The sequence below is a fragment of the Flavobacterium sp. S87F.05.LMB.W.Kidney.N genome, from assembly GCF_004366435.1.
In the GTDB taxonomy this organism is placed as follows: domain Bacteria; phylum Bacteroidota; class Bacteroidia; order Flavobacteriales; family Flavobacteriaceae; genus Flavobacterium.
Genome location: NZ_SODX01000001.1, coordinates 1,238,900 through 1,252,998, shown reverse-complemented (window position 1 = coordinate 1,252,998; position 14,099 = coordinate 1,238,900). Strand labels below are relative to the sequence as shown.

The window sequence follows — 14,099 nt, the reverse complement described above, 5'->3', positions numbered from 1 at the left end:
ACATCATATTTGTTTTTATTTTTTACAAAAAACAATACATTTGGAGCTTAATAACAATAAACCAATATAATAGTATGTCAATTTGGAGAGTTAAACCAATATCTGCCTTTGAGGCCGATATAAAAAAAAGTAATTTAAAGAGAGTCCTTGGAAAATGGAGTCTTACTGCGATTGGAGTTGGTGCCATTATCGGTGGAGGAATTTTTGTACTTACCGGTACTGGAGCTTATTATCATGCAGGTCCAGCATTAGCTGTTTCGTTTATTATTGCAGGTATTGCCTGCGTTTTTGCAGCTCTTTGCTATTCTGAATTTGCGTCAATTTTACCTGTAGAGGGATCTGCTTATGCATATGCTTATGGTACAATTGGTGAAATTTTTGCCTGGATAATTGGCTGGGGGCTTATTCTCGAATATGCAATGGGATCCATGACGGTCGCCGTTTCCTGGTCGGGATATTTTAATAAATTGCTCAAAATGTTTCACATCAAACTTCCTGACTGGCTTACAACAGATCCAGCAAGCTACACTGGAGAAGGTTTCTCTATGAATCTTCCAGCTTTTTTGATCGTCATTCTAGTTATTTCACTACTTATTAAAGGAACAAAAAGTGCTGCTAAAGCCAATAATGCAATTGTTATTCTTAAAGTTTCTGCCGTAATCTTTGTAATCATTGCAGGTCTTTTCTTTATTAATACTGCAAACTGGCACCCATTTATTCCTGAAGCTACTCAAATTGTTGAAAAAGAAACTACTCATAATGCTTACGGAATTGGAGGTATTGTTTCTGGAGCTGCGGCGATTTTCTTTGCTTATGTTGGTTTTGATGCTGTTTCTACGCAAGCTGGAGAAGCTATTAATCCGAAAAAAGATGTTCCGTTTGCTATCATTGCTTCTTTATTAATCTGTACAACTTTATATATTCTTGTTTCTTTAGTTTTAACAGGAATGATGAATTACCAAGATTTTAATCCGCTAGGAAAATATCCAGAAGCTATTAAAGCACCAGTTGCTTATGCTTTTGATATCGCCGGACAAGGCTGGGCTGGTTTTATTATTACTGTTGCTGCTACTATCGGTTTAGTTTCTGTATTGATGGTAATGATTATGGGACAATCTAGAATTTTCCTTGGAATGTCTAAAGACGGTTTAATTCCAGCTGTTTTTTCTAAAGTAAATCCTCTTTCTGGAACACCAAAAACTAATTTAATGATTTTAGGAGGTATTATTGCCACAGTTGCTGCATTTACACCAATTAATAAATTAGCAGATATGACAAGTTTTGGTACTTTATTTGCCTTTACAATGGTTTGTATCGCTGTTTGGATCTTAAGAGTAAAACAACCTGAATTAAACCGAACATTTAAAGTTCCTGCTTTACCTGTAATCGCAGTATTAGGAATTTCAATCAATACTTACCTAATTATTAATTTGAGTTTAGACGCTCAATTATTATCATTAGGATGGCTTGTTATTGGTATTCTAGTTTACTTTGGATACAGTAAGAAAAGATCGAAACTTAACAACGGAATCGAAGAATAAAAATACTATTTCAATAAAAAAGCTCCAAATTTTCATTTGGAGCTTTTTTTTATAAATCAAATACTGATGTTCTTTTTGAGCGAATTAAATCTTTTAATCTAATCCAAAAAGCAAGAGTCAAGTAAACTCCAAACCCTAATCCTGCTGTCACAAAAGATATATAAATAAAAAATAGTCGTACGCTTGTTACACGCATTCCTAGTTTATCTGCCAATCTTGAAGAAACATGAAAACCATATTTTTCAAAAAAGAATTTAAGTTTTAAAATAGCTGACATTTTTATTTTAGATTTTAGACTTAAGATTTTAGAATCATTTACCTCTAAGAGGAATTACAAAAGTACAAATTATCTCATTATCTTATTTTCTAATTTTCTAATTTTCTAATTACTTTTAAGTAATTCTAAACCTAGTCCGCATTTTAAACATGCTTTATTATTACAATATTCATTTTTTAGCTCTAATAAAGTCTGGCTTTCAAACGCATTTTTCGACTTTATTCCAAACGAATCAAACTTATCTATTATTGCATTTTTTTCGGAACTTACTTCATTCATAAAATCAATCAAATCTTCCGCTATAGATTCTCCCATTATATTAGAATAAGCAAATTGAATTGGTATAATTGTATTTATAACTATCAAATCTAAAAATGATTTTGATACAATTTTTGCTTTCTTCGGACTTTCTTTATCAAATTGATAGTGGTCTTTCCAATAAGGACTTACTGAAACATTCAATAATTCGTACACGTTCTTCAAAGATTTTAATTCAATTATTTTAGAAAACAAATTTTGATGTTTATGATATAAACCTCCCAATTGAGAAAGTCGAATCGTAGGAAAATTATCAGGGCGAAGTTTAAAAAATTGAACTGGTTCAATAAACGTCTTCTCTAATTGATACTTATGAAGTAAGTAAAAATATCTGAATTTTAGATCCTTATAATAAACATCTTCTTTTTCTGAATCTAATAATCCTGCAGTTCCAAAAAGCAATGCTTCTAAATTTTCTATTTCAAAACTCTCCTTTCGGATAATTGAAAATGGAATTGCTTTTGATATTTGTAAAAATGAAGTTCCGTTTGTATTTAAACCAAAATTCTTTGCTAAAAGGCAAAATAAAACTGCTTCCCAATCTTGATTTGTCTCCTCTAATAAATCATAAATAAACTTTGATTTTCGTTCTAAACGTTCAAAAAATAATCTTTCCTGCCAGCTTTTAAAAACAAAATCATCGATATCTTTTATTTGTTTCTCGCACGAAATCCAAGTTTTTGGAGAAAGCAATTCCCTATAATTTTTTACAACATCTTTTGAAACATAATCTTTTAAAACCAAAACAGGAATTTCGGTATTATTTTCTCTAAAAATTGGAGTATCATTCTCCCAAACTACATGAAGAATTACATTTTTATAAGCTGGATCTTTTTCGTGATTGTGCAAATACCAATCAGAAGATTTTAAATGTATTTCTACATTGCCAGCCCATTTTTGATTTCCAATTTTAATTTGGGCATTAAAAAAGTCAGGTCCAGAAAGTTCTAAATAATCTCCCGTTTTAATAATGGTAATTGACTCACCTTGAGCAGTTTTTAAATCCAAGAGATCAAATTTCTTGAATTTCCAGAGATAATGAAGGAAGTCTTCTTTCATTTTAGATTTTAAAGTATAATTATAAAATCTAAAAATAATAAAATTTTAATATTATTCTTACAAAATATATTTTATTTTAGCGAAGCATATATAATTTAGCACATGCTCTTGCATCAGATAAAGCTTCGTGATGATTGAGCTGAATATTCATTTCACGACAGCAATCACTTAATTTTGTTGGCTTTAAACCTTTAGCTTTATAAATTTTAACTGTACATTCCCACTTTGGCGCAATGTTTAAATCTTCGTAGTTTAAACCGTGAAGCAACATTGATTTCATTAAAACATTTCGGTCAAAACTTTCATTGTGAGCTACTACAACTCTATTTTTTAATCTTCTTTCAATTTCAGGATAGACCTGGTAAAAAGATTTTGCAGTGACTGTATCTTTAGGATAAATTCCGTGAACGCGAATTGTAAAAGGATTATACTCGTTATTCGGCGGTTTTATCAATGTCACAAATTCGTCCACAATAATTCCGTTTTGGACTGTAACAATACCCACTGAGCAGGGATGATATCCCGTTGCAGTTTCAAAATCAATAGCTGTAAAATTCATTTTATATTTTTAAAAAGACAAATCCACAAATCTAATTGCCAAAACAATAAGATTTATGGATCAGTTTTATTAGTAACGGCTTATTTTATAGAGCCGATAATATCATATTTTGTAATAATGTGATGGTGACCGTTTCCTAAATCAATTAAAACAGCATCGTTTTCTTTGGTGAAAAGTTTAGAAACTTCTTCGATTGGCGTTCCTAATTTTACAATTGGAAAAGGTTTGCCCATTACATCTTTAATTGGTTTTTCGGCCACATTTTTATCTGCAACATAACTTCTAAACAAGTCAGTTTCATCAACAGAACCTACAAAACCATTTATGTCTACAACTGGAATTTGAGAGATTTTATATTTACGCATACGCTCAATAGCATGCGAAACCAATTCTTCTGTACGAACAACAATTAATTCCTTGTCAATATGATCTTTAATCACATCTTCTGCCTTCGTGATATTTTCTTCTAAGAATCCACGCTCGCGCATCCAGTCGTCGTTAAACATTTTACCTACATAACGGCTTCCTGAATCGTGAAATAGAACTACTACAACATCATCCGGCTTAAATTGATCTTTTAACTGTAATAGTCCTTTAATACAAGCTCCCGCTGAGTTTCCAACAAAGATTGCTTCTTCTAGGGCAATTTTTCTTGTATAAACTGCAGCATCTTTGTCTGTTACTTTTGTAAAGCCATCGATTAAAGAAAAGTCAACATTTTTAGGTAAAATATCTTCTCCAATTCCCTCTGTTATATAAGAATAGATTTCGTTTTCATCAAAAATACCTGTTTCATGGTATTTTTTAAAAACAGAACCGTAAGTATCAATTCCCCAAATTTTAATGTTTGGATTTTTCTCTTTTAAGTACTTTCCAACACCTGAAATTGTTCCTCCTGTTCCTACACCTACAACAAAATGCGTAATTTTTCCGTCTGTCTGTTTCCAGATTTCTGGTCCCGTCTGCTCATAATGTGCCAATGAATTTGATAAATTATCATATTGGTTTACATACCAAGAATTTGGTGTTTCTTCAGCCAAACGCTTTGAAACTGAATAATAAGAACGAGGATCTGTAGGTTCTACATCGGTAGGGCAAACAACAACTTTTGCTCCAACAGCACGAAGAATATCCATTTTCTCTTTTGACTGTTTATCTGAAATAACACAAATTAATTTATATCCTTTGATAATTGCTACAAGAGCAAGTCCCATTCCTGTATTTCCAGAAGTTCCTTCAATAATAGTCCCTCCAGGTTTTAGTCTGCCGTCAGCCTCTGCATCTTCAATCATTTTTACCGCCATTCTGTCTTTTACAGAATTACCAGGATTAAAGGTTTCGACTTTTGCTAATACTAGCGCATCAATTTCAGCAACAATTTTATTGAGCTTTACCAATGGTGTGTTACCAATTGTTTCTAAAATATTCTTTGAAAAGTCCATTTTTATTTAAGTTTAATATGTGGTTTTAAAATGAAAGTAAGTTTTTCTTATTGGAAGAAATTCCAAACTAAACCAAAACGCAATACAAAATCACGATAAGGATTATTTGGCGTAGCATAATAATTGCTTTGCGAAAAAGCGGCATTAAAATGCTCTGCTTTTAAATAAAATCTTGTCTGGCGTATTCTAGCATTTACGAAAAAATCGAATGTAGCAAAACCACCAATCTTTTTGTCTTGCTGTACAAAAAATTCTGCAATAACAGGATTATAATCATCTCCATAATACTTAGTCTGATAATTAAATACAAGACCTGTTTGCATGTATAAAGCTTTCTTAAAAAAGTAACCTGAATAATAAAATGTATTTCTAGTTACGAAATCTGGAACATTTAAGATTAAATCTGACTGATCTACTTTTTGGTACAAAAGTGTATTATCTAATGCAAAAGGTCCAAATTTAAATTCTCTACTCGCTTTTATCTCTAAATAATTAATAGCGTTTCCATATTGAAATGGTTTTACAATTTGAACATTTCCTGCTTTCTGTTCATCGGTTGCGGCATTAGTAAAATACAAGTGATCTTTTAATACTGTATATTGAACTTGTCCTGTTAACCAAGGCGTCTGAATCTCAGCGCTAAGAGAATTTATTTTTTCGTTTTTAAAATTATTAGACCAATTGTATTCTATCCAGCTGCTTTGGTATAAATTATAATTGTTGTTTGGCAGTTTATTGATGTTACGATATCTAAAATCAAATTTAATTTCATCATTCAGATCATATCTTAACTTCGCATCTAAATCAGAAAGAGATTGATTGGTAATTGATCTAGAATATAGAAATCTACCATTCCATTTGTTTTTCTGATATTCATATTGTCCTCCTACATTATTGATCTGCAAAAACAAATTATCTGGAATTGCTTTTCCTGTGCTGTCAATAATAATTCTAGTATACTTATAATTTGATCTATAATCATCAATAAAAAAATTGAACTTTCCTAGAAGGGAATTTTCATAAGCAAGACCTGCTTTATTATAAAGCCGCTCATATTTGGTCTGATCATTTATACTACTTGCCACATACGAATCTCCAAAACGCTGCACTTGAGTACTATTATTATTGCTATCTGTAACTGTAGAAATTACTGTAGGCTGTTTATATTCATACCCTTTATTCTCATAATTAAATTGATGTGTTACATACAAATTATTAAAACCGTTTGTTGGATTTACTCTAAAAGCATGATCAAAAAATAATCTTCTTCCTTTCAATAAAGATTCTGCATCGGTTAAATAAACCTGCAATCTTTGGCGGTTTTTATAATCTTTATTATCGCTTTCAAAGTTTTCATCGTTTGTAATTCCGCCATTTTCTTCATTTAATACATCTTGAAAAGTATAGTGAGCATTTATCGCATAACGTCTGCTGGTAGTTGCATAACTAGTTGTAAATCTAAAATTTCCAGCACTAACCAATTGATTAATATAATCTCCTTCAGATCTCAATCCTCGATAAGCAATTGAGAAATTAAGATTTTTAGAAACGTTTAATGTGATAAAAGAATCTACATTTTGTCCTTTATTAATTGTTGTATTAAAAAACAATTCTGTAAAAGGTGTTGCCGCAGAATAATATCGAATCTGATCTGCTTGGATATAATTAAAATGTTTACCGCTAAAACCTATTTCTGGATACGGAGAAAAATTGGTTAAACTATATTGTAAAGTGTTTAAAGGCTGTCCGATGTTTGAAAATTCCTGATATCCGAAAAGATCTTTTCTAAGGTGATTTTGTCTGTAAGCACTTTTAATTGTCAGCGATGTATCTGCATAAATAGTATCGTGCTCCAGCGTAATAATTTTATATTGGTCTATTGTGGCGATTTTAGCTTTTTTCTTTTTTACGGTATCTGTAATACTTGAATATTCCGTATTCATATCTAAATTATTTTTAGAAGCTGGCTTTTTTACTTGAGAAAACAATAACGTAGGTACAACTAATAGATATAGAAAAATGAATATTCTCATTTGATGGCTTTGTATAAATTTAATTCGACAAAATTTGCTAAGCAAAGGTAAGATAAAAACGTATAAACGAAAAAAACATAATATATAATATGAAACCAGAATCGCTTAGGTCTTTTTGGAAACGAAAACCCCGTATACAAAAGTATACGGGGCTCTCAAAAAAAATCAAAATATTTATTATTCTTATTCCCAAAATGGGTATAATTTACTTTGAATATTAACTTAATTGATATAGATTATATTCTAAAGATTAGAATTTATCCCAGAACAATTTAGTATTTAATAAATCTCCACCAATGTCAGAAGCTGCTTTAGTATAATTTGTTTTATTTATACTTGCTTCTACACCCGGATAAGTATATCTAACAGGCACAGTAAAAATAAGTTTGTTTATAGCTGCTTGAGGTGCTTTTAAAACTGGGAAATCCAATCTTCTGTAAGATGTCCATGCTTCGTATCCTCTGTTATAAAGAGCAAACCATGCTTGATTACCAATTTTTTCTTTCCATGTTGCTCCACTTAACGGATTATTATAATCTACTTTTGGACTTGCAATATAAGCATCAATAGCTGCAGTGCTAGTTACTCCCCAATCTGCCATAGAAGCTTTAATACCTGCTTCGTAATATACTTTTGCCTGAGCAGACCCCCCTGGAATTAAATTTTTCTCAGCAGCTTCTGCTAATAAGAAATTCAACTCAGCGAAATCAAAGATAGTTCCTGGGAAAACTGGATTGTTTAATGTCGATGTTATTTGTGAATAAGCTGTATAAACATTTCCTGCACCATAAGTTCCACCTACAAAAGTTCTTCCTGCAGGAATAACTGGAGCTGGAGAAGTTAGATTCGTAAAATATTTAGGCATCCTTGGGTCACCACCAGGAACAACAGCATCCATAGCAGAAACAAAAGGCTCAGCAGGAATAAAATCAAATCGCTGACTAGTTACTAAATCAGCATATAATGGATTTTGATTTCCTGATGTTGTTAAATAAGTCAATTTTGTATTATCAGCATTACCTGCTAAAGCACCAGAAGCAAGAGCTGCCTGAACTTGAGTAGTTGCATAAGCTGGATCAACATCAGACATATTAACTGCCATTCTAATGATCAATGAGTTCGCAAATTTTGCCCATTTTGCATTACTTGCAGCATTTCCTGAATAGATAATATCTGCTGCACCAAAGTTAGCTACTGTACTGTTCGCTTTTAAAACCGCAACATCTGCACTTAATCTTTTAATAAGATCTTGGTAGATAGTTTTTGCATCATCATAAGCTGGTAAAGGATATTTTTGAATATCAATTGCCTGTGAGTAAGGAACATTTCCAAAAGTATCTACTAATACACTATAAGCATAAGCTTCTAAAATATCTATAAGAGCTAATTTATTTTGCTTAACTGCTTCCTCTGCAGGAGTTGCAGGAGTTGTTGCTGAAATCATAACTCTTGAATCGTGAAAATCAGCTAGAACATCTCTGTACAAAACCAAAAAGTGTGTATCAGGAATTTTTCTGTTTGTAATGTTGTACTGACTTTCATCAGGATAAGTTGTCTCTGTCCATTGTTGTGCAAATAATCTAAAAACATTATTATTCACACTAGTACTAACCATTTGATCGACTAATTTTTTCTCAGCATTTGTAAATAAATATTCCGATTTGGTAGTTGTTGGTCTTTTCGGATCAACATTCATATCTGTAATGTCCTGGCTGCACGAAACCATCATACCTACCACAGACATTAATAAAAGTACTTTTTTCATGATTTAAAATTTTAATGTTAGGTTACAACCGATATTTCTTGTTGTAGGAAGTGAACCTCCTGAATAACCTGATGATAAGTTACCTGAACTTAGACCACTTTCTGGATCTGCATCTGGAAGATTTTTGCTGATGATCCATAAGTTAGAACCTACTAAAGAAAGACGTAAATCATTCAAACCTGCTTTAGTTATAAATTGTTTAGGAAAACTATAAGTAATACTTACCTCTCTTAATTTTACATAACTTGCATCGTAAACAAATGCTTTTTGTGGATTATTATTGTACCCATAGATACTTCCAGCAACTTCAGGACTTGGTGTTCTTGTAGTATTAGGAGTTCCATCTTCATTTACTCCAGGTAAAATAACACCACCACCATTAGCAAGTGTATTTCTTACAGGATTTCCAAGCTCATTGTTTCCTGCTGTAGAAGTATATAAACCAGAACTTTGACCGTAATATTGATCAAGAGAGAAGATATCTCCTCCTTTTTGAACATCAATTAAGAAACCTAAAGAAACTTGTTTGTAAGTAAATTTGTTACGGATACCACCAATCCAATCTGGTGTAACATTACCAATTACATTATTAGTAGTTGCAGTTTGTAAATACACTCCATTTTTAGTTACTTTTTGTCCGTCAGCATTGTAGATATAATCTTTACCAAGGATATCTCCATAAGGATGTCCTTTTGTACCAACGATACTAACACCACCTTGGAATGTACCAATTGTTAAAACATCAACACCTGGTGTTAAAGCTACAACTGTATTTTCATTTTTAGACCAGTTTAGGTTAATATCCCACTGAAAATTATTTGTTTTTAAAGGGGTTAGATTGAATATTACCTCAACACCTTTATTTTCTACAGATCCCGCGTTTACATATCTAGAAGAGTTACCAGTTGCAGTAGAATAATCTACTGGGAAAATTTGATCTTCACTTAAACTTTTGTAAACACTTACATCAAAACCTACTCTTCTGTCAAGGAATTGCATCTCTAAACCAAGTTCTTGCGATGTAGTTTTTACAGGGTGCAAATCTGGGTTATTAGCAGTGTTTGGTCTTGAATAAAGTTGGTTTGAACCAAATGGATTAAATTTGGTATATACATCTTGTAATGCATAAAGATCAATACTTCCTTGTGGATTCTCAGCATAACTTGCTCTTAATTTACCGAAAGTTAACCATGGTCTATTAATGTGGTTTGTAAAAACATAACTTCCAGATACTGAGTATGTATTAACATCGTTATCATCTTGTGGCAACATAGAGAATGCATCATTACGCACTGTTCCTTCTACAAAAAAGAAATCTCTGAATCCTACTGAAGCAGATGCATAAACACTGTTTACCGCTGAATTATCTTCAACCTCAACTGGAAATGGAGAAGCATTTACTGAATTTGATAATGCATAGATTTCCGGAATAATAAGTCCTCCATCTGTAGAAGCTAAGGTAGATGTACGTCTGGTTCTTAAAGCATTATATCCAATCAAACCTGTTAGTGAGAAATCCTCAGTAATTTTTTTATTGAAGTTTAAGGTAACCTGATAGTTTTGCTCAGAAAACATACCCGTATATTTTTGGTATCCTGAACCAACAGCTAAACGGTTAATACCAAATGTTCCTGCCAAAGATCCTACTGCTTTTCTCTCTTCACGTAATTCTGAATAAGAATCTGTACTTATTTTTCCTGTAGCGTTTAACCAATCTGTAAATTTATAATCTAACTGACCATAACCGATGAAACGATTTCTTTCGTCTGTTTGGTAATTTCTATATCTTGTAAAATATGGGTTATCCCAATACTTAGGATTTGTATTTCCATTAGCAGGATCTGCCATGTTCCATGAAATATTTTGTCCGCCTGAATTTTGGAAAGCTTCTTTCTGAGATTGAATATCTACGTTAGTTCCCCACCATTGACGAAATAAACCTGCAACGTTGTCTCCACCGTAACCAGTAGTATTTCTACCCATTGTAGTCTGTGCTAAATAATTTGCGAAAACACTTGCAGATAATTTATCCGTTAATTTGTGGTTGAATTTAATACTTGCATTATTTTTCTTCAATTCACTATTTGGTAAAATACCAGTCTCTTTATAGTTGTTGTAATTGATAACAAAGTTGCTTTTATCTGAACCACCTTCAAAAGAGATTGAGTTATTGAATGTTTGAGCAGTTTGAAAAAATGTAATTGGACCATTTTTAGCAGCTACCCATGGAGATTTTTGTCCAAATTTTGAAGAATATGGAGAATATGATTCCCAAGTATAAACAGAAAGATTTGGATCAAACGCAACACCGTAAGAAGCATCATCTGTAGTACTTACCACTTGGTTACCATTTTTATCGATAACAAAAAAAGCACCTGTTGGCCCAACTGGAGTACCTTTTGGATTTCCAGCTGCATCATAAGTAGGTCCATAACCTTGTCCGTATTTATTTTGGTAAACAGGGAAAGTCTTTTTATCAACTGAGCCTACTCCAAACTCACTAGATACAGTCACTCCCATACCTTTTTGAGCTTTTCCTTTTTTTGTAGTAATCATAATTACACCATTTCCAGCTTGAAACCCATATAAAGCAGATGCGGCAGCACCTTTCAGTATGTTTAATGATTCGATATCATCAGGATTAATATCCATACCAGCATTACCGTAATCATAAGTATTACGTGCTCCAGCAGTTTGTGCTCCATTACTAGAATTCACATTGGAATTGTTAATAGGCATACCATCAATAACAATAAGCATTTGGTTATTTCCAGTAAGGTTTTTAACACCTCTCGAAACTACGTTTGTAGATCCTCCAAAGTTTGTGTTCTTTCTAATTTGTACCCCAGCAGATTTACCAGAAAGATCATTAAGGAAGTTTGCACCTGTTGTTCCACCCACTAAATCTTGTCCTTTTATTTCCTGAGTAGTATATCCAAGAGCTTTTTTCTCTCTTTTAATACCTAAGGCCGTAACAACAACACCTTCTAACTCAGTAGTATTGCTAGCTAATTTTACATTTAATGTTGTAGAACTAGCTGCAACTTCTTGCGTTTTCATTCCAATGTAAGTAAAAGTCAAGACTTCGCTTGACGTAGCTTTGATAGAGAATTTTCCATCAAAATCTGTTTGTGTTCCAGTTTTAGTTCCTTTAACTAATACACTCACACCTGGTAGAGGCAATCCTGCATTATCGGAAACCACACCCGAAACAGTTCTTTCTTGCGCAAAGGTTAGTTGCGTAATCAGCGCCACCAAGAGCACTAAGAATCCATTTAACTTTAGTTTCATTTTTAAAAATTTTGAATTAGTATCTGGCAAACATCTTAATATTTTCTTAAAATAACAACAAGACAAAATAACACTATATCGTTTTCGTTTTAAACTTACTTCAAAACAATTGTCAAAAACTTACTTTTTTATAAACAAACCTCAAGATTATCAGACATATACGTAAAATTAGAATGGTTCTATTTAATTTATTTTTAACAATAATTTAACATTATTTTAGCAAATTTAATTTTTTATTTAACTCATAAATCCATATATCAGATGTATAAACTGACAAAATTTCATTTTTTTTTAATGTATTTTAAACTCTATTTGTTAAAAAATGTTAATTACATCCATTATTAAGAACTTATTTAACATTTTGTTAATGATTTCTTATTTACTCAAACATTTGCAAATCAGAAGAAAAAAATACAATCTTTGTGATTCAAAAAAAATTAAATGCTTCAATTAAATTATTCAGGATTTATTTTAGAAACTGGCACTGATGAAGCTGGCCGCGGATGTTTAGCCGGTCCTGTGACAGCGGCTGCAGTAATTTTACCTCATGATTTTAACAATGAGTTTTTGAATGACAGTAAGCAATTGTCTGAAAAAATTAGAAAAGAACTAAAACCTATAATTGAGGATCAGGCTGTTTGCTTTTCAGTAACACATTTACATGCGGATGAAATAGATGAAATCAACATCTTAAACGCTTCGATGAAAGGAATGCAGGAATGCATCTTGAAATTGAAACATGTTCCTGAATTTATTATTGTTGATGGAAACCGATCTTTAAATGCCAAACTTGGACTTAAAAATGCTTTTGGAAGACAGTTTTCTGAAGATGAAATAACACTTTTAAAATCGATCCCAAATCAAAGTATTATAAAAGGAGATGCGAAATATTTAAGCATTGCCGCTGCTTCAGTTTTAGCTAAAACCTATCGTGACGAATTTATGGATAAGATTCACGAAGAATTCCCCATGTACAACTGGAAACAAAATAAAGGATATCCAACAAAAGAGCATCGCGAAGCCATTAAAGAATTTGGAACAACAAAATACCACCGAATGAGTTTTAGACTTCTTCCTGAACAATTAGAATTGAATTTTTTAGAATAAAAAAAGACTTAATTGGATAAGTCTTTTTTTATTGCACTAAAATTAATTAGACAATGTCTTTTCTAAAAATAACATTTTGAGCTGATTCTCCCACTCTAATACATTTTCAACAGAAGGTCTATCTGCTTTATCAAAATAAAAATGGTGTTTAATTTCTAAACCACTATAATTAAAAATCCCAGTGTCTGAAGTTAATGTCAAGGCTTTATCCATTCCCATTGTTTTATATTCAGCATTCGATTTTCCATGAGAGTTAATAATAATGGTTTGTTTTCCGGTCAATAGTCCTTTTTGAATTCCTTGATCATATCGATATGCAAATCCATAACTAAAAACTCTGTCAATATATCCTTTCATAATAGCTGGCATTCCAGTCCACCAAATTGGATAAATAAAAATAATCTGATCTGCCCACGAAATAAAATCTTGTTCTATTTTAACATCATCAGCAACCTGTCCAATCCTTTGTCCCTGCATATCTTGCAAAGAAAGAACTGGATTGAAATTGATTTCATTTAAATCACGAACAACTATTTGTTGTCCAGATTTTTCTAAAGATTCTATAATGGTATTTTTGAAAAAATGGTTTAAACTTCCTGAATTTGGATGTGCATAAATAATTAAATTTTTCATGTTTCTATTTTTAAAGATTAACATGACAAATGTAAAACGCACATTTGGGTGACAATTGTAAGAAAACGAAATTA

General features: G+C 31.9%; 10 protein-coding genes. 2 read left to right on the top strand and 8 right to left on the bottom strand.

All coding sequences use genetic code 11. The features are described 5' to 3' along the window. The first annotated feature begins 74 nt into the window (after window positions 1-74). Entirely contained in the window at window positions 75-1,541 is a 1,467-nt protein-coding gene (locus EDB96_RS05505) for an APC family permease (protein ID WP_057117062.1), read from the top strand. A gap of 49 nt (window positions 1,542-1,590) precedes the next feature. Here the strand turns inward: EDB96_RS05505 and EDB96_RS05500 are convergent, their stop codons facing one another. From EDB96_RS05500 to EDB96_RS05470, 7 genes are all read right to left on the bottom strand, one after another. Beyond that, complete coding sequence (locus EDB96_RS05500) at window positions 1,591-1,818, bottom strand: PspC family transcriptional regulator (RefSeq protein WP_008466940.1); 228 nt, start codon at window positions 1,816-1,818, stop codon at window positions 1,591-1,593. A gap of 105 nt (window positions 1,819-1,923) precedes the next feature. Beyond that, window positions 1,924-3,195: a DUF2851 family protein gene (locus tag EDB96_RS05495; RefSeq protein WP_134139590.1), complete on the bottom strand. Its 1,272-nt coding sequence runs from the start codon at window positions 3,193-3,195 to the stop codon at window positions 1,924-1,926. A 76-nt stretch (window positions 3,196-3,271) separates the two neighbouring features. Next, window positions 3,272-3,754 carry a 3'-5' exonuclease gene (locus tag EDB96_RS05490; RefSeq protein ID WP_134139589.1) on the bottom strand — a complete coding sequence of 161 codons (483 nt, stop codon included), beginning with the start codon at window positions 3,752-3,754 and terminating at the stop codon, window positions 3,272-3,274. 80 nt (window positions 3,755-3,834) lie between these two features. Then, window positions 3,835-5,196, bottom strand: coding sequence for a pyridoxal-phosphate dependent enzyme (locus tag EDB96_RS05485; RefSeq protein ID WP_057117065.1), 1,362 nt, complete (start codon window positions 5,194-5,196; stop codon window positions 3,835-3,837). 47 nt (window positions 5,197-5,243) lie between these two features. Next, window positions 5,244-7,229, bottom strand: coding sequence for a putative porin (locus tag EDB96_RS05480; protein WP_134139587.1), 1,986 nt, complete (start codon window positions 7,227-7,229; stop codon window positions 5,244-5,246). Window positions 7,230-7,479: 250 nt separating this feature from the next. Continuing rightward, on the bottom strand, window positions 7,480-8,994 hold the full coding sequence (locus tag EDB96_RS05475) for a SusD/RagB family nutrient-binding outer membrane lipoprotein (RefSeq protein ID WP_243839310.1): 1,515 nt from the start codon (window positions 8,992-8,994) through the stop codon (window positions 7,480-7,482). A gap of 3 nt (window positions 8,995-8,997) precedes the next feature. Next, window positions 8,998-12,285 (bottom strand): SusC/RagA family TonB-linked outer membrane protein, encoded by a 3,288-nt coding sequence (locus EDB96_RS05470; RefSeq protein WP_134139585.1) that lies wholly within the window; start codon window positions 12,283-12,285, stop codon window positions 8,998-9,000. A gap of 441 nt (window positions 12,286-12,726) precedes the next feature. Between EDB96_RS05470 and EDB96_RS05465 the strand changes: the two genes are divergently transcribed. Continuing rightward, window positions 12,727-13,392 (top strand): ribonuclease HII, encoded by a 666-nt coding sequence (locus EDB96_RS05465; RefSeq protein WP_134139584.1) that lies wholly within the window; start codon window positions 12,727-12,729, stop codon window positions 13,390-13,392. A gap of 42 nt (window positions 13,393-13,434) precedes the next feature. On the opposite strand, the gene EDB96_RS05460 is transcribed toward EDB96_RS05465, so the two are convergent. Beyond that, window positions 13,435-14,025: an NAD(P)H-dependent oxidoreductase gene (locus EDB96_RS05460; RefSeq protein WP_134139582.1), complete on the bottom strand. Its 591-nt coding sequence runs from the start codon at window positions 14,023-14,025 to the stop codon at window positions 13,435-13,437. Between the last annotated feature and the right edge of the window lie 74 nt (window positions 14,026-14,099).

What these genes read in the sequence shown, in the direction of transcription:
- EDB96_RS05500 (WP_008466940.1), bottom strand. Translation starts at nt 1,818, where the DNA reads ATGTCAGCTATTTTAAAACTTAAATTCTTTTTTGAAAAATATGGTTTT.
- EDB96_RS05465 (WP_134139584.1), top strand. Translation starts at nt 12,727, where the DNA reads ATGCTTCAATTAAATTATTCAGGATTTATTTTAGAAACTGGCACTGAT.
- EDB96_RS05505 (WP_057117062.1), top strand. Translation starts at nt 75, where the DNA reads ATGTCAATTTGGAGAGTTAAACCAATATCTGCCTTTGAGGCCGATATA.
- EDB96_RS05470 (WP_134139585.1), bottom strand. Translation starts at nt 12,285, where the DNA reads ATGAAACTAAAGTTAAATGGATTCTTAGTGCTCTTGGTGGCGCTGATT.
- EDB96_RS05480 (WP_134139587.1), bottom strand. Translation starts at nt 7,229, where the DNA reads ATGAGAATATTCATTTTTCTATATCTATTAGTTGTACCTACGTTATTG.
- EDB96_RS05490 (WP_134139589.1), bottom strand. Translation starts at nt 3,754, where the DNA reads ATGAATTTTACAGCTATTGATTTTGAAACTGCAACGGGATATCATCCC.
- EDB96_RS05475 (WP_243839310.1), bottom strand. Translation starts at nt 8,994, where the DNA reads ATGAAAAAAGTACTTTTATTAATGTCTGTGGTAGGTATGATGGTTTCG.
- EDB96_RS05460 (WP_134139582.1), bottom strand. Translation starts at nt 14,025, where the DNA reads ATGAAAAATTTAATTATTTATGCACATCCAAATTCAGGAAGTTTAAAC.
- EDB96_RS05495 (WP_134139590.1), bottom strand. Translation starts at nt 3,195, where the DNA reads ATGAAAGAAGACTTCCTTCATTATCTCTGGAAATTCAAGAAATTTGAT.
- EDB96_RS05485 (WP_057117065.1), bottom strand. Translation starts at nt 5,196, where the DNA reads ATGGACTTTTCAAAGAATATTTTAGAAACAATTGGTAACACACCATTG.